Genomic DNA, 20034 nt, shown 5'->3' with positions numbered 1-20034 from the left:
TAAAGGAAAGAATTGAAAATGATGACACTCATTGAAAAGTTAGCAGAATTTCTGGTGAAAACCGTCACTGTTCAAGGCCAGCAGCAAGCCTATCGGGAAGCCGGTCAGGGTGAGTACCTTGTGCTATTGCACGGCATTAGTTCAGGTTCTGCTTCATGGGTAAACCAACTTGAAGTGTTGTCTCATCATTTTCATGTCATTGCCTGGGACGCACCGGGCTATGGCAAATCAGATGAACTTTTAACTGATCAACCCAATGCTACCGACTACGCAAAGCGTTTGGCTGCGTTGTTTGATGTTTTAAAAATTGAAAAAGCAATTGTGGTCGGCCACTCATTAGGTGCCTTACAGGCGAGTGCATTTGCTGCACTTTATCCAGAACGAGTAGAGCATTTGGTGATCGCCAATTTGGCTCAAGGCTACCAACGTCAAGATGAACAAACACAAATTCAGGTTTTTGAAAAAAGACCAAAAATGTTGAAAGAGTTAGGCGCTAAAGGAATGGCTGAAAGCCGTGGGCCTCATTTGATTTATAAACAAGAACCACAAGCCTTAGCGTTAGTTTCAGAGGTGATGCAGCAGTTGACCTTAAAGGGGTTTACACATGCATCGTACTTACTCGCATATGACGAAATACGTAATTATTTAACAGATTTAAAAGTCCCATGTACAGTCATTGCAGGGCAGCAAGATCAAATCACTCCTGCGTTAGGTATACAAGAGCTTGCTCAGGAATTGCAGTTGGAACAGCGCTTCGTCATAGAAGATGCAGGACATTTAAGTTATGTCGACCAACCGCAAGCATTTAACCAAATTATGTTGACGATTCAGGAACAATCGTAAGAGAGATTAAGGATTATGAGCTTCCAAGTTGAAGGAAAAGTTGCAGTTGTTACCGGTGGCTCATCTGGGATCGGGCTGGCTGCTGTTGAAATACTGGTTGCAGAGGGTGCAAAAGTAGCTTGGTGTGGTCGCGATGAAGAACGTTTAAATGCTTCTAAGCACTATATTTTAGAAAAATATCCGCATGCCAACATTTTTACCAAAGCATGCAATGTATTGAAAAAAGAAGAAGTTCAGCAGTTTGCTAAAGACGTCAAACTCAATTTGGGCAATGTTGATATGCTCATTAACAATGCTGGGCAAGGCCGTGTTTCAAATTTTGAAAATACACAAGATGAAGACTGGATGAAAGAAATCGAGCTGAAATATTTCAGTGTTTTACATCCGGTACGGGCTTTTCTTGACGACTTAAAACAGTCAGCAAATGCCTCAATTACCAATGTGAACTCGTTACTGGCATTGCAACCGGAACCGCACATGATTGCGACTTCATCTGCACGCGCTGCATTGTTGAATTTAACCCATTCTTTGGCGCATGAGTTTACTCAATATGGTGTTCGTGTGAACTCGATTTTACTGGGAATGGTCGAATCCGCGCAGTGGAAGCGCCGTTATGAAACTCGCTCAGACTTAAACCAGTCATGGGAAGAATGGACAGGCAATATTGCTAAAAACCGAGGCATTCCAATGCAGCGTTTAGGCCGTCCTGAAGAACCGGCCCGTGCTTTAGTTTTCTTGGCATCTCCATTGGCATCGTACACCACAGGTGCGGCACTCGATGTCTCAGGTGGTTTTAATAAACATTTATAAATATCAGGTGCTGTCATGAAAAAGTTGATGATGATTGGTTTCGGCGCAATGGCAGCAGAAGTGCATGCACACTTGCCTCAAGATTTGCAACTGAAATGGATTGTCGTGCCGTCTCGTAGCGTTGAAAAAGTGCAGTCACAAGTGTCTTCAGAGATTCAGGTGATTTCAGATATTGAGCAATGTGATGGTGCGCCAGACTATGTCATTGAGGTGGCAGGTCAAGCAGCAGTGAAAGAACATGCTCAAAAGGTTTTAGCGAAAGGCTGGACCATAGGCCTGATTTCGGTTGGAACTTTGGCTGATAGTGATTTTCTAATTCAGCTCAAACACACAGCTGAAGAAAATAATGCCCATCTGCATTTACTCGCAGGTGCCATTGCTGGCATTGACGGTATTTCAGCAGCCAAAGAAGGTGGCTTGCAAAAAGTCACTTACAAAGGCTGTAAAAGTCCAAAAAGCTGGAAGGGCAGTTATGCAGAGCAATTGGTCGATTTAGACCATGTATCTGAACCTACGGTTTTTTTCACAGGAACTGCTCGTGAAGCTGCAATTAAGTTTCCAGCAAACGCCAACGTCGCTGCAACGATTGCACTTGCTGGGCTTGGAATGGATGAAACCATGGTCGAGTTAACCGTTGATCCAACAATCAACAAAAACAAACACACCATTGTGGCAGAAGGTGGCTTTGGGCAAATGACCATTGAACTGGTGGGCGTGCCGTTGCCAAGTAACCCGAAAACATCAACTTTGGCTGCGCTTAGCGTGATTCGTGCTTGTCGCAACAGTGTAGAAGCAATACAGATTTAAGAAGGATTTGATCATGGCAAAGGAAATTTATATTGCAGGTGAATGGCGTTTGGGCCGCGGTGCGGTCATCCAAAGCCTGTTTCCGGCAGATCAGTCTGTCAATGCAGAAATTTCGACTGCAACGCTTGAAGATGTGAATGAAGCGATTGAAAAGGCTGATCAGGCTTGGCGTCAACCCAACTGGAGAAACAGCTTGCCGCATGAGCGCGCACGTATTCTCTACAAAGTTGCAGACATTATTGAAGCGCGTGTCGATGAATTGGCAAAACTACAAACACGCGATAACGGTAAGCCTTTAACCGAAACTCGTGGTTTAGTGATGAGCGCGGCGGCGACTGCACGTTATGTTGCAGCGGCTTGTGAAACGCTGAATGATGAGCTCACCACTCAACGTGCTCCAGACTTTATGACCATGAGCGTGCATGAACCTGTGGGCGTTGTGGCAGCAATTACACCTTGGAACTCTCCAATCGCGAGTGAAGTTCAAAAGCTTGCTCCAGCTTTGGCCGCGGGAAATGCAGTGGTGTTAAAACCAGCAGAAGCAACTTCATTGATTGCTTTAGAGCTTGCCAAAATTTTTGAAGAAGCAGGCTTACCAAAAGGTTTACTTAGTGTGTTGGTTGGGCGTGGTTCAGTGATTGGTGATGCAATTGCCCAGCACCCATTGGTTCGTAAAATTTCTTTTACAGGTGGAACAACCACGGGTCGTCATTTAGCACATATTGCCGCAGATAAACTGATTACCACTTCACTTGAGTTAGGTGGAAAGTCACCAACCATTGTTTTGCCGGATGCAGATGTCGAACTGGCGGCTAAAGGTGTAGCGTACGGAATTTTTAGCTCGGCAGGCCAAGCGTGTATCGCAGGTTCTCGCTTATTTATTCATAGCAGTCTTTACGATCAGTTTTTAACGCGTTTGGTTGAAATTACCAAAGGCTTACGTGTGGGTCATCCAGAACAGGCTGGTGTGCATTTAGGGCCACTGGTCAATGACAAACATTTGCAGTCGGTTGACCGTTATGTACAGCTTGCCAAAAGCGAAGGTGGTCAGGTTCTGATTGGTGGTGAAGCGCTTACGACTAGTGACTATGCCAAAGGAAGTTATTACTTACCCACCATTATCACGGGCTTAAATAACAGTGCTCAAACTTGTCAGGAAGAAATTTTTGGCCCTGTTTTAGTCGTTATGAAATATGACAACGAGCAAGATTTAATTGCTCAAGCCAATGATAGTTGTTTTGGCCTTGCCGCAGGCATCTGGACTGAAAGCTATCGCAAAGCTTGGCGCATTGCACGTGCCTTGGAAGTGGGAACAGTATGGATTAATACCTACAAAAAGTTCTCGATTAGTGCGCCGTTTGGTGGCTTTAAAGACAGTGGTATCGGGCGCGAAAAAGGCCGTTTGGGCATTTTGTCGTACATGCAACAAAAGAGTATTTATATGGGGCTGAATGAACAGCCTAACCCTTGGTGTGATTAATAAATTCAAGGATCGAAAACAAATTTTGAGGAACAGACATGACTGAACGTGTAAATGTAGGCGAAGCAATCGCAAGAGTTTTAGAAGCGCACCAAGTTGATAGTATCTATGGTGTTATTTCCATCCACAATTTACCTATTGCCGACGCAGTAGGACGCCGTGAAAAAATGCGTTTTGTTGCTGCTCGTGGTGAAGCGGGTGCGGTCACCATGGCAGATGCACACTCACGCTTTAAAGGCTTGGGTGTAGCACTGACCAGTACTGGTGCTGGCGCTGGTAATGCGGTGGGCTCACTGATTGAAGCAATGAATGCGGGTAGCCCTGTATTACATTTAACAGGTCAGGTTGAACGTGAATATCTAGACCGTGATGCGAGTTTCATTCACGAAACTAAAGACCAACTTACGTTTTTACGTGCATCAAGCAAAGCGGCATTCCGGATTACGAGTCCAGACAATGCAGTGGGCGTGATTCGTGAAGCGATTCGTGTGGCAACTACTGTTCCAATGGGACCAGTAAGTGTTGAGTTGCCAATTGATGTACAGGCAGCCGAAATTGATTTACCGCTTAACCTTGGACCAGTCAAGGCACTTGAATTACCACAGACAGAACAAGCTGAAATTGATCTTCTTGTCAGTGAAATCAAAAAAGCAAAACGCCCAATTTTCTGGATTGGCGGTGGGACTTTAAATAGTGTTGCCGAAGTTAAAGCAATTGCAGATTTAGGTATTCCGGTTGTGTCATCTACACATGCTCGTGGCGTATTGCCAGATGACCATGCACGTAGCTTGGGTGCTTTTCATAACTCGGCAGCGGTTGAGCAGTTATTAAAAGATGCTGACTTAATGGTTGTATTGGGTTCTCGTTTACGTAGTAATGAAACCAAAACCTATTCGGTTGAGTTTCCTGAAAACATTATTCAGGTTGATGCTAACCCAATGGCTCAACAACGTAATTACAAAATCCGCAACTTTATTTGTGGCGATGCCAAAGATGTCTTAACGCGTGTATTAGAGCAGTTTCAAGGTACTTCAAAAGTTGATGCCGATTACGATGCTGCTGTAGTTGCTGCAAAACAAGCTGCAATTGATGCACTGCGTAAGCAAATCGACCAGTACGCTTTAATTTGTGATCACTTACGTGAAGCTTTACCTCAAGACGGCATTTTTGTACGTGACATCACCATGTCGGGTAGCACATGGGGTAGCCGTTTATTCCCTGTACAAGCTCCAAACCAAAATATTCACTCACTCGCTGGTGCAATTGGTTTAGGTCTTGCAACTGCAATTGGTGCTTCGGTTGCCAACCCTGACAAGAAAGTGATTGGTTTAGTCGGTGATGGCGGCTTAATGCTGGGCATTGGTGAGATTGCAACCATGGTGCAAGAAAACACCAACATGGTCTTAATGATTATGAACGACGGTGGTTATGGCGTAATGCGCGGCATTCAAAATAACTACTTTGGTGGGCGCCAATATTTCAATGAATTGCATACGCCAGACTACAAACTTCTTGGTGAATCAATGGGTGTGAAGAGCTGGAAAGTTGGTAGCGCAGATGAGTTTAAGACGGTTATTCAAGAGGCGGTTGCTTTTGAAGGGCCAACGGTGATCGAGCTCGATATGAACTCGATTGGACCATTAAACTTCGCGGGTCCACCGCAAAAGAAACTGTATTAACCAGTTTGGATGGCTTAGTACATATGCGATGGGAGCTGCTAAGCCATCCTTTTTTTAGATAAAATTTTTTGTCTAAAAAACAATAAAAACTAAGTTTTACAGGTAAAACAAATAAAGTTCCAGCAGGACGCTGGAACTCAATCAAGGATGTAGAGATGAAAAAGACTTCATTGATCATGGCATTCATTGCACCGCTTACGCTGGGGGTAAGCGTCAATGCATTTGCAAAAGATTCATTGCTTGAATGGAAAAGTGATGATGGCACCGATTCATTAAAGTTAGGTGGGGTGGTTCGTTTAAATCAGCGTTATGAAGATTGGGAAGGGCCTAACCGCGGTTTTGGTAAGCTCCATTTTGATATTTTCAGGGTAGATTTAAAAGGTAAATTTGATGATGCCTACATCAATGCCAGTTATATGTTTCAAGACCAACAGAAAACGTCCATTGAAAAAGCGTATGTTGGCTATAACCTAGATGCCAATAACAGCATTGAAGCAGGTTTAGTCTATAAACCTTTTACGATTTATCCTTATCCGCAAAATGGCTGGACCTATCACATTCCGTTCTTTTTAGGTTATGGCAATAATATTGCACCGGGGATTAACTGGAATTATCACGATAAAGATTGGGATTTAAAACTCGGATATTATCCGCAAATGTTAGAGACGAACTTGCGTTATTCACCTGAAAGTGCAACTTATGATGATTTGGCAGGAAATGCGTTTCCATCTCAAAAAGCCTATCAAAATGAAAAGCGTAATCAGTTTAATACCCGCGTTGTTCGCAAGTTAGAAACTGATTTTGGTAAACAAGAGTTCGGTGTATCAGGTGCGATTGCCCAGCTACATAATGATATTACCGATAAAGACGGCAAATATTATGCAGTAGGTTTGCATACCGAAAACAACTACAAACGCTTTAATTTGCAAAGCTCGGTCATTCATTACCAATACGATGCTAAAAACCCGGATGGTGTAAATAGTGATATGACTTTAATGGGCGCGAACGGCCTTACGCCTGCCTATTTCATTGCTTCAGAAGGTACGATTGCCAGTTTAAACCTTGCTTATACGTTGCCTGTGACCAATATGGGCAAGCTAAAAGCCATTAAATTTTATAATGACTATAGTTATCTCGATAAAAAACGTGATGATTGGTCCGACTCGCAAATGAACACCACAGGTATGATGTTTATTGCTTCACCCTTTATGGTTTGGGCAGATTATACGTGGGGTAAAAACTCTAACATTATTGGTGGCTCGACCAACTCAACAGGTTATACCTCTGCAACCTCGCCAAACAGTGATAAATGGCTATACCGCATTAACTTTAATATCGGGTTTACTTTCTAAAGTGAACAGCAATAAAAAACCACGCAACTGGCGTGGTTTTTTAATGAGTTAATATTTTTAATATCTAGATTTCTCAAACTTATTCCAAAATACAAACGCAGTCACAAAAGCCAAAATGGTGAGCGCAAAAATATAATACATCGCACCGATATCACTATATTGACTAAGCCAATGGACTAAAGGCAAGGTCATACCGCCAACAATTGCATAAGATAAATTATAAGAAAATGAAATGCCCGAGAAGCGAACGGGTGCGGGGAACATTTTAACCATACTGCTCGACACCATACCAACAGTACCAGAGCATAGACCCAACAACATATATAAACCAAAAATAGTTGAATGTGCGGCGTGACCTAAACTGTTATAAAAAATTGATGCTGTGAGTGCTACAGCAAGTGCACCGACCATCATGACCTTACTGCAACCAAAACGGTCAGCAAAATAGCCTGCCAAAATACAACCGACCATTTGCATGACAATGGCCGCACTTTGCATTTCAAAAGTCTGAGCACGCTCAAAACCAAACGAACCAATCAATAAATTGGGCATGGCTAAAATCACCACCACCACACAGCCTGTTAAAAACCATGTAAATAACATGCCAATCGCTACGGCTGTTTTATGTGTTTTTAACACTTGTTTAACGGGCATTTCTTTTGAAATTTCTTTACGTGCCTGCATTGCTTTAAATACAGGTGTTTCTTTTAAATAAGTTCGTAAATAAAGTGCGACTAGACCAAAAATACCGCCTGCAATGAAAGGAATACGCCACGCCCAGTCGTGGATTTGTCCTTCACTAAAATTTAGTGAAATCCATAAAGACATTAGTGCGCCTAGTAAAATTCCTAAAGACAGTCCGGCAGTGAGTAAACCATTTGCCAGTCCAATTTTTCTTTCAGGTACGTGTTCTGACACGAATGTCCACGCGGCTGGAATTTCACCTCCAATCGCAATACCTTGCACCACACGCATGAGCAATAAAAGTAGCGGTGCCAAATACCCAATATTTTCAAAGGTCGGCAATATCCCGATAAATAGGGTAGGCAGTGCCATCAGCAAAATAGAAAGCGAAAACAGTTTTTTACGCCCGACCAGATCACCAAAATGGGCCATGACAACTCCGCCTAAAGGACGAAAAAAGTAACCAGCTGCAAAAATACCGTAGGTATTCAGCATGGCCCAAAATGGGCTAAGCGTGCTGGGGAAAAAGAGGTCGGAAATGATTTTGGCGTAAAACACATAAATCACGAAATCGTAAAATTCTAAAGCGCCGCCCAGTGAAGAAAGGGCAAGGGTTCGTTTATCTTCTTTATTAAGATAGTTCGCATCCTGCAAAGTTAAGTCCTGATCCATTTTTTTACTTAGTTGTTGTAATTGAAGTTTGGATATTAATGGAAAAGTGAAGTAAAAGTAAATGGAGGAAATTTGTTCTATGGGGACCTGATTAAGCCTAACGAATAAAAGACAAAATGCTTTAAAACAAAAAACGCATTAGATGAAACAAAAACAGATGTAGGAATGGCTTTTCTTTTGAGCCGTTCAGCGACACAATAAAACTTGTCATAGCCAGTTAAATGAGAGATTCAAAGGATGAGTGTAGTTTTACCTGTGGCTAAGCGTGGTGAAGATATTTTGACGTTGATTGCTGCTCCTGTCTCGACAAATGAGTTAAACAGTAATTGGCTTTATCAGCTTGCTGATGCTATGCATGCGACAATGCTTGAGCGTAATGGGGTAGGAATTGCTGCACCGCAAGTTTATATCTCTAAACGAGTCATTATTGTGGCATCTCGACCGAACCCACGCTATCCCGATGCTCCTGAAATGGAAGCTGTGGTGATGGTGAACCCTGAAATTTTAGAGTTTTCGAGTGAAACGCTTTTGGGTGAAGAAGGCTGCTTAAGCGTGCCAGATGAACGCGGACAAGTTGAACGCGCAGAAATGGTAAAGGTTAAATATTCAACACTTCAGGGTGAATTCGTTGAAACGATTTTTCACGGTTTTCCGGCTCGTATTGTTCAACATGAAGTCGATCATTTAAATGGAGTTCTATTTGTAGAAAGAATAATCTAATCTTCTATTTAAAGTTTTGAAAAACGTATAATGAGGTTGAAATAAATAAGTCAACGGAATTACAATACTTATATCGTGATTTTTATTTCACTCAAAAATTATAATTTTAATATTATCAGCGGATTGTGCTGAAAAATTGCTCTAAAGCGCAAATCTCCTCATTTAAGGTTACGGACCATGAAAACCCCTCTCCCAGATTATTTGGCAAATGTGATAGAAGCCTGTGAGGTAGATAATAGCGGGCATCTAGCTGACTATATTCCAGAGTTAGCAAATGCAAATCCAGACCGATTGGCTTTGGCAATGTCTACGGTAGATGGTGAAATTTATTCGATCGGCGATGATGATACTGAATTCACCATCCAGTCGATTTCTAAACCGTTTGTATATGCTTATGTTTTACAACAGCTTGGCATTGATGCAGTACTTGCTAAAGTAGGGGTGGAGCCTTCAGGGGAAGCTTTCAATGAAATTTCATTGGGGAAAGATGGTCGTCCTAAAAACCCGATGATCAACTCTGGCGCAATTACTGTACATTCCTTGATTCAGGTCAAACATGGTTTACATAGTGCAGAAATTTTACGCCGTTTTATGAGTGAGCTTGCAGGGCGTGAATTAAGTTTTGATGAGTCTGTTTACGATTCGGAAGTCAAAACAGCCTATCGTAATCTTTCGATCGGCTATATGTTGCGAACAGTAGGAATTTTAGAAACCGATCCAGTCGATATTGTGAATGGTTACATTCGCCAATGTGCGATCATGGTTACGGTTAAAGATCTGGTCCGTATGGGTAGTGTGCTTGCCAACGGTGGGGTCGACCCTAAAACCGGAAAACGCCTATTGAACCGTTCTGTGGTTAGACAAGTGCTCAGTGTCATGATGAGCTGTGGCATGTATGATGCCGCAGGTGACTGGCTTTCAACTGTTGGCATTCCTGCTAAAAGTGGTGTAGCAGGGGGTATTTTAGGTGTGCTGCCGGGTCAGGTCAGTATTGCTGCTTTCTCTCCTCGTTTAGATGAGCATGGTCATAGTATTCGAGGCATCGATATTTTAGAGCGTTTATCTCGTGACATGGGATTGCACCTTATGGAAGGTACACCTTCGGCACAAACCATTGTACAAAGCCATTACCGTACAGGAAAAGATGCATCATTAAGCGTGTATGTGCTTCGAGGTGTATTGAAATTTACCGAAGCTGAAATGTTGTTGCGCATTTTACAAGATGAGACAACTGACCAAAGCACAATCGTCATTGATTTAACGCAGATTTCACTTATCCACGATGTGGGTAAACGTATGTTCTTAGAAGGGGTAGATCGTCTGATTGATGATGGTCATACCCTTGTTTTGGTCGATCCTGAACAGCGATTAGATCATGCGAGAACAGGTAAAGATCGAGAACTTCATGTCTATCACGATTTTGATGATTTGCTCGAAAAGCATGACCTACCTGCAAAAAAAAAGACTTATAACGACATCGCAACACTTCTAAACTGCTGAGGTGTTTTTCCTAGGTGTCGTTTAAACATTGCACTGAACGCGCTGGGGTTGTTATACCCCAGTGACTCGGAAATTTGAGCAATAGATTCACCATTCGCGATTTTACTCAAGGCAAGTGCAATATGCATTTGCTGGACCCACGCCCGATAAGACAGCCCAGTTTCTTTTTGGAACATGCGCATTAAAGTTCTCGAACTCGCACCAATATCATCTGCCCAATCTGTTAAATCTTTTGATTGATTCGGAGCGTGTAATAACGCTTGGCAAATTTTTAATAGTCGTTTGTCTTTTGGCCATGGAATCTGGATAGGCAACAAATTGGCTCGATGAATTTCTTCAAAAATCAGAATTTGCAAAGAACGTGAAAGCTCTTGAGAGGTCGTAATATTGGGTGATTCCTCTCGTTCAATTTCGTTTAAACGAATCAAAAGCTCATGCAAAAGATTGCTCACTCGAATAATAAAGCAATCTTGCCCCATTAGAGCGGCTGCATTTACTTCAACTAACGCCGTATTTAACTTCACGTGACTTAGTGAAATCACACTGTGCTCGACATGAGCAGGAATCCATAAGGCACACATCGGCGGCACAATCCAGACATTGTTCGGTGTAAACACCTGAATGTTTCCTGTGGATGCATACAAAAACTGCGCACGTGTATGTGTATGGGTAGGGGTGATTTCTCGGTAAGAATGCTCAGAAGATAGTCCAATCACAAGTTCAGATAAATCAGACTGAATAAGAGAATCGGACATAAACTATCCTAAAAATTGTCACTTATACAATGATTATTGGAAGATAACTTTATAAGCGACAATTTACAATAAACACCTTACTTAGAATATTGGAGTTTTTCAGGTATGACGTCTTCAATACAATTGAAAGATGGTATTGCCAATACCGTTGCAAATGATCAGCCTCAAGGAATGATTATTAAAATTGTAGGCGCTGTGGCGGTTGCACACTTACTGAATGATTTGATTCAAGCTGTGCTACCAGCTATTTATCCAATGCTAAAAGCAAACTTTTCGCTGAGTTTTGCTCAAGTTGGCCTGATTTCGTTTGTATATCAAATTACAGGTTCGCTGCTTCAGCCTTGGATTGGACTTTATACCGACAAACATCCAAAACCGTATCTTTTACCACTTGGAATGATGGTCACATTCTGCGGCATCATCTTGTTGGCATTTTCACCAAGCTTTACAGTGTTGTTATGTGCATCTGCACTTATTGGAGTAGGCTCTGCAACTTTTCACCCTGAAGCTTCGCGGGTGGCGCGAATGGCATCGGGTGGGCGCTTTGGTACGGCTCAGTCAACTTTTCAGGTGGGTGGAAACACAGGTACTGCTATTGGCCCATTATTAGCAGCGTTGTTGATTGTTCCATTTGGGCAGCATGCAGTTGCAGGCTTAGTCATATTTGCACTTTTAGCCATTTGGGTTTTATTTGGTGTAAGCCGCTGGACGGTCAGTCATGCTAAAAATCAGGTAGCTACACGTGTAAACCAAGCACAGAGTAAATTACATGGCCGTAAGCTCATTATTGCTTTGAGTACGATTAGTGTGTTGATGTTCGCTAAATTTACCTACATTGCCAGCATTAGTAATTACTTTACTTTTTACTTAATTCAAAAGTTCCATATCAGTATCCAGACCGCTCAATTGCATTTGTTTGCTTTCTTGGCTGCTGTCGCTTTAGGAACATTTGCGGGTGGCCCAATTGGTGACAAAATTGGCCGTAAAGCTGTTATTTGGGTTTCATTTGTAGGCATGGCGCCGTTTGCATTAATGATGCCGTATGCAAACTTATTTTGGACAACTGTCTTGTCAATTATCACGGGTTTAGTACTGTCGTCTGCTTTTGCTGCGATGGTGGTTTACGCACAAGAAGCTGTTCCGGGCCGTGTCGGTATGATTGCAGGTTTAATGTTTGGTCTTATGTTTGGGGTAAGTGGTATTGCCGCAGCAGGGTTAGGGCATTTAGCTGATGTTAACGGCATTGAATGGGTATTTGGATTATGTTCACTTTTACCATTGCTTGGTTTCGCAACTGCATTTTTACCAAACACAAAAGTTAAATAAATGAAAAGACTCTCAGTCATATTCGGCTGAGAGTCTTTTTAATATGAACATAGCCCTAATTCAAAAGACTATTTTTGAATACCAAACTTAAATACGGTGACACTGTTATAAGTTTGATTTGGGTTCAATCGTGTAGAAGGGAAAGATGGTTGATTCGGGCTGTCTGGAAAATGCTGCGTTTCTAGTGCTAGCGCATCTGCTTGTCGATAGAGTACGCTATTTGCACCAGCAACATTTCCCAATAAATGATTGGCTGTATACATTTGAACGCTTGGTTCAGTGGTTAAAACCTGCATGGTCCGTTTAGATTTTGGATCAAAAACATGCGCTGCAAGATTTAACTTTCCTTGAGACTTTTGATTAATTACCCAAGTTTGGTCATAGCCATATCCATATGCCAATTGCTGATGATTCGCTCGAATATCTTTCACAATTGCTTTAGGCGTCCGAAAATCAAAAGGCGTACCTGCAACCGAAGCTATTTCACCTGTGGGTAAAGAATTCTGATCGGTTACCAATACACGGTCTGCATTGAGTTGTACAACATGATCCAGTATGCCATAAGGATTGTTGCCAGCACCTGACAAGTTGAAATAACTGTGGTTGGTAAGATTGACGACTGTCGGTTGATCAGTTTTGGCTTTATATTCAATCTGGAATTCATTTTGATCTGAAAGACTGTAGATCACTTCAACATCTAATTTCCCGGGAAAACCTTGATCACCATTTGGACTAGTTAACTTAAGAGAAGCTTTAACGGTTTCACCTTTAGAAATGAGGGGCTTAACTTGCCAAACACGTTTATCAAAACCTGGATTACCGCTATGTAATGAATTCGGTCCATTATTTTTTTCAAGATTATACGTTTTTCCATTTAAACTAAATTTAGCATTGCCAATACGGTTCGCATAACGACCAATTAACCCACCAAAATGAATGCCTTCTTTGGTATCAGTGACTTCATAGCCTTTTAGATCATCGAAGCCCAAAACGATATTATTCTGTTTACCTTGTGCATCGGGAGTTAAAATCTGGGTAATTACACCACCAAAACTAATAAAAGAAACCGAGACTCCTTTGTTATTAGTCATGGTGTACAGATCAATTTTTTGACCATCTTGAGTTGTGCCATAGGGTTTTATATTTAGTGTTGCTGCATTTGTAATTTGCGCAAAGCTATAAAGGGTGAAACTTAAAATTACTAATTTTTTCATGTTTATACTCTATTTTTTAATCGTGGAATTGGATGAATATAAGATTGATTTTTCGTCTTTTTAAAGAGTTTTTTATTATATATAGTGTTAATGATGATTAGCGCTGTTAACTTTAAGCATTGAACAAACTGGCACTAATCCTATTAGTAAAACTCAACGGTAAGCTATTTTTATGAATCATCCCGACTCGGTTTTAAAATTTTCGCTTGGTCTTAATGGCTTGTCATTTGACATAGATAATCAAAACATTCAACTCGAACAGGGCTTGGGTTTTGTTGAGTCGAACAGTATTCTTCATGGCGTTATTGATGAGCTTGCTATTGAAAAGATGATTTATTTTATTGAAGAGATCATCGAGTCAAAGCCCCTGAGAAATTTAAATATAAGCGGTGTAGCTGTTACATCTGATGTAGCCATGAAACAACTCAGTCAGTTATTTTTTGGTGCTAAAAAGCAAATCAGCCGTATTGAGCTTGAACATGGATTTAATGATTTTATTGAGCGTTTGAGCTATTACATAAACCAAGTGGCTCCAGATCAGCTTTATATTTTTACCTACTTTGTATTTGTTCGAGAGATGATGCATCACTTACGAGTTGAGGAAATTCAAATCATTTAAGAATCACTTTCTCAATCTGCCAACTCATCATAAATCCAGTTTAAAAATAGCTCAATTTTAGGAATAAATTGATGCGTTCGCGGATACACCAAATGATGAGCAGAAATAGGAATTGATAGTTCATCGGCAAAAACTCTCACTAACTTTCCAGATTCCAAATAATTTTGAGTAAGTAAATTACTTTCCAAAACAAATCCCAGTCCGTGTGTGGCTGCCTCAAGTGACATATAAGAGCGGTCAAAACTCAAAGTGTAGGGAAACTCAGGAATGCTTAAACCCTGATGGGCAAACCATTGTGGCCAAGTAACCAAGGTTGAGCGCGATAAAATCAGTTCTTTTTTTAACAAGTCTTGAGGTTTATTTACTGGACTGCGTTCAAGTAGTTTGGGAGACGCAAGTACTTCTAGCTTTTCATTACGAATCGTTCTGATTTCTACGCCTGTCCAGTTGGGCAAACCATGACGAATATCAATGTCGATTTTATCGCGAGTAAAGTGCAAGTTTTCATAGGAACACGATAGGTTGACCTGAATCATTGGGAACTTTTCTTTAAATGATTCAAGGCGAGGGAGTAACCAAAGTAAACCAAAACTTGGGGATGAATGAATATATAGACTGTCTTTAGGGCTTTTATCGGCAGCTTTTTCAGTCGCTAACATTAGGTTATGCAAAATGGTCGTAACGTCTTGAAAATAGCGTTCACCAGAGGGGGTAAGTGTCACACCACGGGCACCACGAATAAATAAACTCTGCCCAATCATTTCTTCAAGCTTGGCAATTTGATGACTTACTGCTGAAGGCGTGAGATTTAAATTTTCTGCTGCCTTGGCAACATTGCCAAAACGAGCAGTTTGTTCAAAAGCCTGTAATGTTTTAATTGAGGGCATCTGGTTGAAATTGTTTTCACTACTATCCATGAAATGATCCGTTTTTATCCCTAAAACTTATTTAAAAATAGCATAGGCATGAATTTTTTTCATGTCTTGTTGAATTCGAGCTGATTGCTGGGCTTTTTGAAAAAAGAGATTCTAAGTCAGAACTCAGGAAATAAAGCGTAAAAGAGGATTGAACATGTTACTACAAGGAAAAGTGGCATTAATTACTGGTGCAGCATCAGAACGTGGAATTGGGCGAGCAACCGCAGAAATCTTTGCACAACAAGGTGCTAAAGTGATTATTGTTGATTTAGATCTTGCTCAAAGCCAAAACGCTGCAAAGGCTCTTGGCGAAGGGCACTTAGGTCTTGCTGCAAACGTTGCGAACGAAGAACAGGTCAAAGCAGCTGTTGAACAAGCACTACAACACTACGGCAAGATTGATATTTTAATTAACAATGCAGGCATTACTCAGCCAGTTAAAACACTCGATATTCAGCGCAATGACTATGACCGTATTTTAGATGTCAGCCTGCGTGGAACACTGATTATGTCGCAAGCTGTTATTCCCTCGATGAAAGCAAATGGCGGTGGAAGCATTGTGTGCTTATCTTCAGTTTCAGCACAGCGCGGTGGTGGTATTTTTGGCGGGCCACATTATAGCGCTGCAAAAGCTGGTGTTTTAGGTTTGGCAAAAGCGATGGCTCGTGAGTTTGGTCCTGACCAAATTCGTGTAAATTCTCTTACTCCAGGTCTAATCCATACTGATATTACTGGCGGTTTAATGAATGATGACCGTCGCCATGACATTCTTGCTGGTATTCCACTCGGACGTTTAGGCAAAGCACAAGACGTTGCAAATGCAGCATTATTTTTGGCAAGTGATCTATCAACTTACTTAACTGGCGTAACACTCGATGTAAATGGTGGCATGCTGATTCATTAATCGCGCGCCATTTAAAAACTAAAAATAGAATGATGGTCACAAGAGGATACTGTGGCCAAATGTAAAGGGATTCGCATGATGGATACAGTATTTTCATCTGAAGTAGATACGGCACTTCGTAAGTCAGCCTATCGAAAAATTGCATTTCGGCTCATGCCATTTTTAATGCTTTGTTATTTTTGTGCCTATTTAGATCGAGTGAATGTTGGTTTTGCCAAACTCCAGATGATGAACGATTTACAGTTTAGTGAAGCTGTATATGGGCTAGGTGCAGGAATTTTCTTTATTGGTTATTTTCTCTGTGAAGTGCCAAGTAACATCGTACTTCACAAGGTAGGTGCAAGACGTTGGATTGCCCGTATCATGATTACATGGGGCATTTTGTCTGGCTGTTTTGCCTTTGTTGAAACTGAATGGCAATTTTATACCTTACGTTTTTTACTAGGTGTTGCAGAAGCTGGTTTGGCGCCGGGCTTGTTGCTTTACCTCACTTACTGGTTTCCGTCTTACCGCCGTGCACGCATGACTGTACTTTGGTTTATCGCTATTCCAATTTCGGGAATGATTGGCGGGCCACTTTCAGGCTTAATCATGGACCGAATGAGCGGTGTACATGGTTGGTTTGGCTGGCAGTGGATGTTCCTCATTGAAGCCATTCCTACTGTGTTTGTTGGCCTATTGGTACTCGCTGTTTTAAAAGATTCAGTTCAAGACGCCAACTGGTTAACTCAAGACGAAAAAAACTTGGTGAAGCAAGAGCTTGCTCAAGATAACCAGCACAAAGAAGGTCATGCTAGCGTTAAAGAGTTTATCGCTGATAAACGCTTATGGTTACTAGCAGGCATCTACTTTTGTGTGGTGATGGGCCAATACGCCATTACCTTTTGGTTGCCAACTCTCATTCGTAACTCAGGCATTAGTGATAACTGGCATATCGGTTTGCTCACCAGCCTGCCTTATATGTGTGCGATTGTGGTCATGATTTTGGCAGGGCGTAGTGGTGACCATTTCCAAGAACGTCGCTGGCACTTAATTATTCCAATGTGTGCAGGCGCTATAGCACTCACATTTGCGACTTTATTCGCTTCAAATCTAACACTCTCTTTAATTTGCCTTTGCATCGCAGCCTCAGGTGTGCTGACTGCATCCTCTTTATTTTGGATGTTACCGACCAACTTTTTGGGTGGTGTTTCCGCAGCGGCAGGTATTGCAGCCGTCAATAGCTTCGCCAACCTCGCAGGCTTCTGCTCACCTTATTTAATTGGTTGGGTCACCACCAACACAGGTTCAAATGCAATCGGCATGTTCTTAATCACAGCAGTATTAATTTTCGGTGCCAGTCTGGTTCTGCGTGTTCCGGCAAAACTGGTCAATCGTTAATAAGGAATAGTAAATGACAATGTTAAATGTTGATAAAGCAGGCCAAATTGCCGAGTTGCAACAACGTGCCTACCATATTCGCCAACATGCTTTACGCATGGGGCAAGTACAAGGTCAAGGCTATGTTGGACAAGCTTTAGGTGCAGCCGATCTACTCGCAGTATCTTATTTCCATGCCATGAAATATGAGCCAGAAAACCCTGAATGGGAAGGCCGTGACCGTTTTTATCTCTCTATTGGACACTATGCGATTGCACTTTATGCAGCCTTAATTGAAGCCAACATTATTCCGCTTGAAGAACTTGAAACCTATGGGGCAGATGATAGTCGGTTACCAATGTCGGGTATGGCTTCATATACACCGGGCATGGAAATTACAGGTGGTTCATTGGGGCACGGTCTTGGAATAGCAGTAGGCGCATGTTTAGGACTGAAACAGAAAAAGTCAGATGCTTTTGTTTATAACTTACTGTCTGATGGCGAGTTAAATGAAGGCTCAACATGGGAAGCGGTGATGTCTGCTTCTCATTGGAAACTAGATAACTTGATTGCCATTATTGATGTAAATAACCAACAGGCAGATGGACATTCCAGTGAAATTTTAGCTTTTGAACCCATTGTAGACCGTTGGCAGTCATTTGGTTGGTACACCCAACGTGTAGATGGTAACGATATGGAAGCTCTGCTTGAAGCATTCGATCAGGCACGAAACCATGAGGGAGCATGCCCGCGAGTCATTATTTGTGACACCAAAATGGGCAAAGGCGTGTCTTTCTTGGAAAGCCGCGAAAAAACACACTTCATTCGTGTTGATGAACATGAATGGGATGACGCTTTAAATATTTTGACCCACTACGGACAGTAAGGAATACACCATGAGCCAGTTAGCCAATCCTCCTAAGAAAAAACTAACCACTTCGGCAATGATTGCTTCTATTGCTGCCGAGGGTCAACCGACCAAACCAGCACCATTTGGACATGCACTGAATGCCTTGGCAAAAGAGCGTGACGATATTGTGGGGTTGTCAGCCGATTTATCAAAATATACTGACCTGCATATTTTTGCTAAAGAAAATCCAGACAAGTTTTTCCAAATGGGTATGGCAGAACAACTTTTAATGAGCGCAGCAGCAGGACTCGCGCGCGAGGGATTTGTTCCTTTTGCAACCACCTATGCTGTGTTTGCATCACGCCGCGCCTATGACTTTATTTGTATGGCGATTGCAGAAGATAACCTGAATGTCAAAATTGTGGCGGCACTTCCGGGGTTAACCACAGGCTACGGCCCAAGCCATCAGGCGACTGATGATATTGCGATTTTTCGTGCAATGCCAAACCTGATGATAATTGACCCTTGTGATGCCTTAGAAATCGAACAAGCGATTCCACAGATTGCTGCTCATAATGGCCCTGTATATATGCGTCTATTGCGTGGTCAGGTTCCATTAGTGCTCGATAAATACAATTACCAGTTTAAGTTGGGTAAGGCACAGGTGATTAAGCCGGGTAAAGATTTACTCATTATTTCCACTGGTTTATTGACCATGCGTGCGCTTGAGGCAGCCGAAGAGCTTGAAAAAGAGGGCATTGAGGTTTCAGTATTGCATGTGCCTACCATTAAACCTTTAGATGAACAGACTATTTTGGATGAAGTTGCAAAAGGTGGCCGACCTGTTTTAACTGCCGAAAATCATTCAGTCATTGGTGGGTTAGGCGAAGCTGTCGGCTCACTACTTCTAAGAAATGGACAACATCCTCGTTTCGATATGATTGGTTTGCCAGATGCATTTTTAGATGCAGGGGCATTACCAACTTTGCATGATCGATATGCTATTTCAACAGAAGCAGTTAAAGAAAAGATTAAGTCACATTTGAAGTAAAAGTAATGTGTACTTGATATAACTAGTATCGAAAAGAATCTCTTAATCTTAAAGGTTGGGGGATTTTTTTATTTACGGATTGTTTAATCTAAAATTGCTAGGTTAAATGGATTTTATTGAGCGTTTGGCCTCCTACACAACAAGCCAAGTAGCCCCCATATCAGCTTTATATTTTTACCTACTTTGTATTTGTTCGAGAGATGATGCATTACTTAAGAGTTAAGGAATTTCAAACCATATAAGAATTGACTTTAAAAACGTAAAAAATAGGGAATAACGGATAGTAGAGTACCAATGCCACTAAGCAAGACATTACTTTCAATAAAATAAGGAAAAATCATTAGAGCTAAACTAACAGTAAAAGGCACAGTCATTTTTTGCTTTTTTCCATAGAGAAAATAGCCGAGTCCAATTGAGCTAAAGATTACGCCGAGAAAAAGTTGAGTTGTGTTCATAATGATGTTTCGTGCATTGTTATTCTCTGGCAGATAT

Annotated in this window: 19 protein-coding genes and 1 pseudogene; 15 read left to right on the top strand and 5 right to left on the bottom strand. The window is 41.6% G+C overall.

Annotation, left to right across the window (positions count from 1 at the left end; translation table 11 throughout):
• Nucleotides 1-18: 18 nt before the first annotated feature.
• From NL42_RS01960 to NL42_RS01935, 6 genes are all read left to right on the top strand, one after another.
• Nucleotides 19-843, top strand: coding sequence for an alpha/beta fold hydrolase (locus NL42_RS01960; protein ID WP_461311568.1), 825 nt, complete (start codon nucleotides 19-21; stop codon nucleotides 841-843).
• A gap of 15 nt (nucleotides 844-858) precedes the next feature.
• A complete protein-coding gene (locus NL42_RS01955) occupies nucleotides 859-1653 on the top strand; it encodes an SDR family oxidoreductase (RefSeq protein WP_461311567.1) in 795 nt (264 codons plus the stop codon).
• 15 nt (nucleotides 1654-1668) lie between these two features.
• The gene (locus tag NL42_RS01950) at nucleotides 1669-2460 is read left to right on the top strand and encodes an aspartate dehydrogenase (RefSeq protein WP_461311566.1); all 792 of its coding nucleotides are present in this window, start codon (nucleotides 1669-1671) and stop codon (nucleotides 2458-2460) included.
• Between the two features lie 13 nt (nucleotides 2461-2473).
• Entirely contained in the window at nucleotides 2474-3940 is a 1467-nt protein-coding gene (locus NL42_RS01945; protein ID WP_461311565.1) for an aldehyde dehydrogenase, read from the top strand.
• A gap of 38 nt (nucleotides 3941-3978) precedes the next feature.
• Nucleotides 3979-5619: a thiamine pyrophosphate-binding protein gene (locus tag NL42_RS01940; RefSeq protein ID WP_461311564.1), complete on the top strand. Its 1641-nt coding sequence runs from the start codon at nucleotides 3979-3981 to the stop codon at nucleotides 5617-5619.
• 155 nt (nucleotides 5620-5774) lie between these two features.
• Nucleotides 5775-6971, top strand: a complete 1197-nt coding sequence (locus tag NL42_RS01935; protein ID WP_461311563.1) for a hypothetical protein — start codon at nucleotides 5775-5777, stop codon at nucleotides 6969-6971.
• A gap of 57 nt (nucleotides 6972-7028) precedes the next feature.
• On the opposite strand, the gene NL42_RS01930 is transcribed toward NL42_RS01935, so the two are convergent.
• Entirely contained in the window at nucleotides 7029-8327 is a 1299-nt protein-coding gene (locus NL42_RS01930) for an MFS transporter (protein WP_461311562.1), read from the bottom strand.
• A gap of 237 nt (nucleotides 8328-8564) precedes the next feature.
• Here NL42_RS01930 and def point away from each other — a divergent pair, with 237 nt between their 5' ends.
• Together def and NL42_RS01920 are read left to right on the top strand one after the other, a co-directional pair.
• Nucleotides 8565-9047, top strand: coding sequence for a peptide deformylase (def, locus tag NL42_RS01925; protein WP_461311561.1), 483 nt, complete (start codon nucleotides 8565-8567; stop codon nucleotides 9045-9047).
• Between the two features lie 177 nt (nucleotides 9048-9224).
• Entirely contained in the window at nucleotides 9225-10547 is a 1323-nt protein-coding gene (locus tag NL42_RS01920; RefSeq protein WP_336169458.1) for a glutaminase, read from the top strand.
• On the opposite strand, the gene NL42_RS01915 is transcribed toward NL42_RS01920, so the two are convergent.
• The gene (locus tag NL42_RS01915; protein ID WP_461311560.1) at nucleotides 10514-11302 is read right to left on the bottom strand and encodes an AraC family transcriptional regulator; all 789 of its coding nucleotides are present in this window, start codon (nucleotides 11300-11302) and stop codon (nucleotides 10514-10516) included. The two genes, NL42_RS01920 and NL42_RS01915, sit on opposite strands and share 34 nt — an antisense overlap.
• Before the next feature lie 105 nt (nucleotides 11303-11407).
• On the opposite strand from NL42_RS01915, the gene NL42_RS01910 reads away from it, so the two are divergent.
• Nucleotides 11408-12628 carry an MFS transporter gene (locus NL42_RS01910; protein ID WP_461311559.1) on the top strand — a complete coding sequence of 407 codons (1221 nt, stop codon included), beginning with the start codon at nucleotides 11408-11410 and terminating at the stop codon, nucleotides 12626-12628.
• Nucleotides 12629-12696: 68 nt separating this feature from the next.
• Here NL42_RS01910 and NL42_RS01905 read toward each other — a convergent pair whose 3' ends face one another.
• The gene (locus NL42_RS01905) at nucleotides 12697-13842 is read right to left on the bottom strand and encodes an aldose epimerase family protein (RefSeq protein ID WP_461311558.1); all 1146 of its coding nucleotides are present in this window, start codon (nucleotides 13840-13842) and stop codon (nucleotides 12697-12699) included.
• A gap of 172 nt (nucleotides 13843-14014) precedes the next feature.
• On the opposite strand from NL42_RS01905, the gene NL42_RS01900 reads away from it, so the two are divergent.
• Nucleotides 14015-14461 (top strand): hypothetical protein, encoded by a 447-nt coding sequence (locus NL42_RS01900; RefSeq protein WP_461311557.1) that lies wholly within the window; start codon nucleotides 14015-14017, stop codon nucleotides 14459-14461.
• Nucleotides 14462-14472: 11 nt separating this feature from the next.
• Here the strand turns inward: NL42_RS01900 and NL42_RS01895 are convergent, their stop codons facing one another.
• The gene (locus NL42_RS01895) at nucleotides 14473-15348 is read right to left on the bottom strand and encodes a LysR substrate-binding domain-containing protein (RefSeq protein WP_446091556.1); all 876 of its coding nucleotides are present in this window, start codon (nucleotides 15346-15348) and stop codon (nucleotides 14473-14475) included.
• Between the two features lie 184 nt (nucleotides 15349-15532).
• Between NL42_RS01895 and NL42_RS01890 the strand changes: the two genes are divergently transcribed.
• From NL42_RS01890 to NL42_RS01870, 5 genes and pseudogenes are all read left to right on the top strand, one after another.
• Nucleotides 15533-16282 (top strand): SDR family NAD(P)-dependent oxidoreductase, encoded by a 750-nt coding sequence (locus NL42_RS01890; protein ID WP_252609727.1) that lies wholly within the window; start codon nucleotides 15533-15535, stop codon nucleotides 16280-16282.
• A 78-nt stretch (nucleotides 16283-16360) separates the two neighbouring features.
• Entirely contained in the window at nucleotides 16361-17662 is a 1302-nt protein-coding gene (locus NL42_RS01885) for an MFS transporter (RefSeq protein WP_461311593.1), read from the top strand.
• 19 nt (nucleotides 17663-17681) lie between these two features.
• Nucleotides 17682-18527, top strand: a complete 846-nt coding sequence (locus NL42_RS01880) for a transketolase (RefSeq protein WP_461311592.1) — start codon at nucleotides 17682-17684, stop codon at nucleotides 18525-18527.
• A 10-nt stretch (nucleotides 18528-18537) separates the two neighbouring features.
• The gene (locus NL42_RS01875; RefSeq protein WP_461311556.1) at nucleotides 18538-19542 is read left to right on the top strand and encodes a transketolase family protein; all 1005 of its coding nucleotides are present in this window, start codon (nucleotides 18538-18540) and stop codon (nucleotides 19540-19542) included.
• 109 nt (nucleotides 19543-19651) lie between these two features.
• Nucleotides 19652-19784: pseudogene (locus tag NL42_RS01870) on the top strand (hypothetical protein); the annotation flags it as partial.
• 9 nt (nucleotides 19785-19793) lie between these two features.
• Here the strand turns inward: NL42_RS01870 and NL42_RS01865 are convergent.
• Nucleotides 19794-19997 (bottom strand): amino acid transport protein, encoded by a 204-nt coding sequence (locus NL42_RS01865; protein ID WP_461311591.1) that lies wholly within the window; start codon nucleotides 19995-19997, stop codon nucleotides 19794-19796.
• Nucleotides 19998-20034 lie beyond the last annotated feature (37 nt).

The sequence above is a fragment of the Acinetobacter sp. GN11 genome (assembly GCF_054823985.1).
Note: the sequence above shows the minus strand (reverse complement) of the source record. Positions and strands in the feature narration are given on the sequence as shown.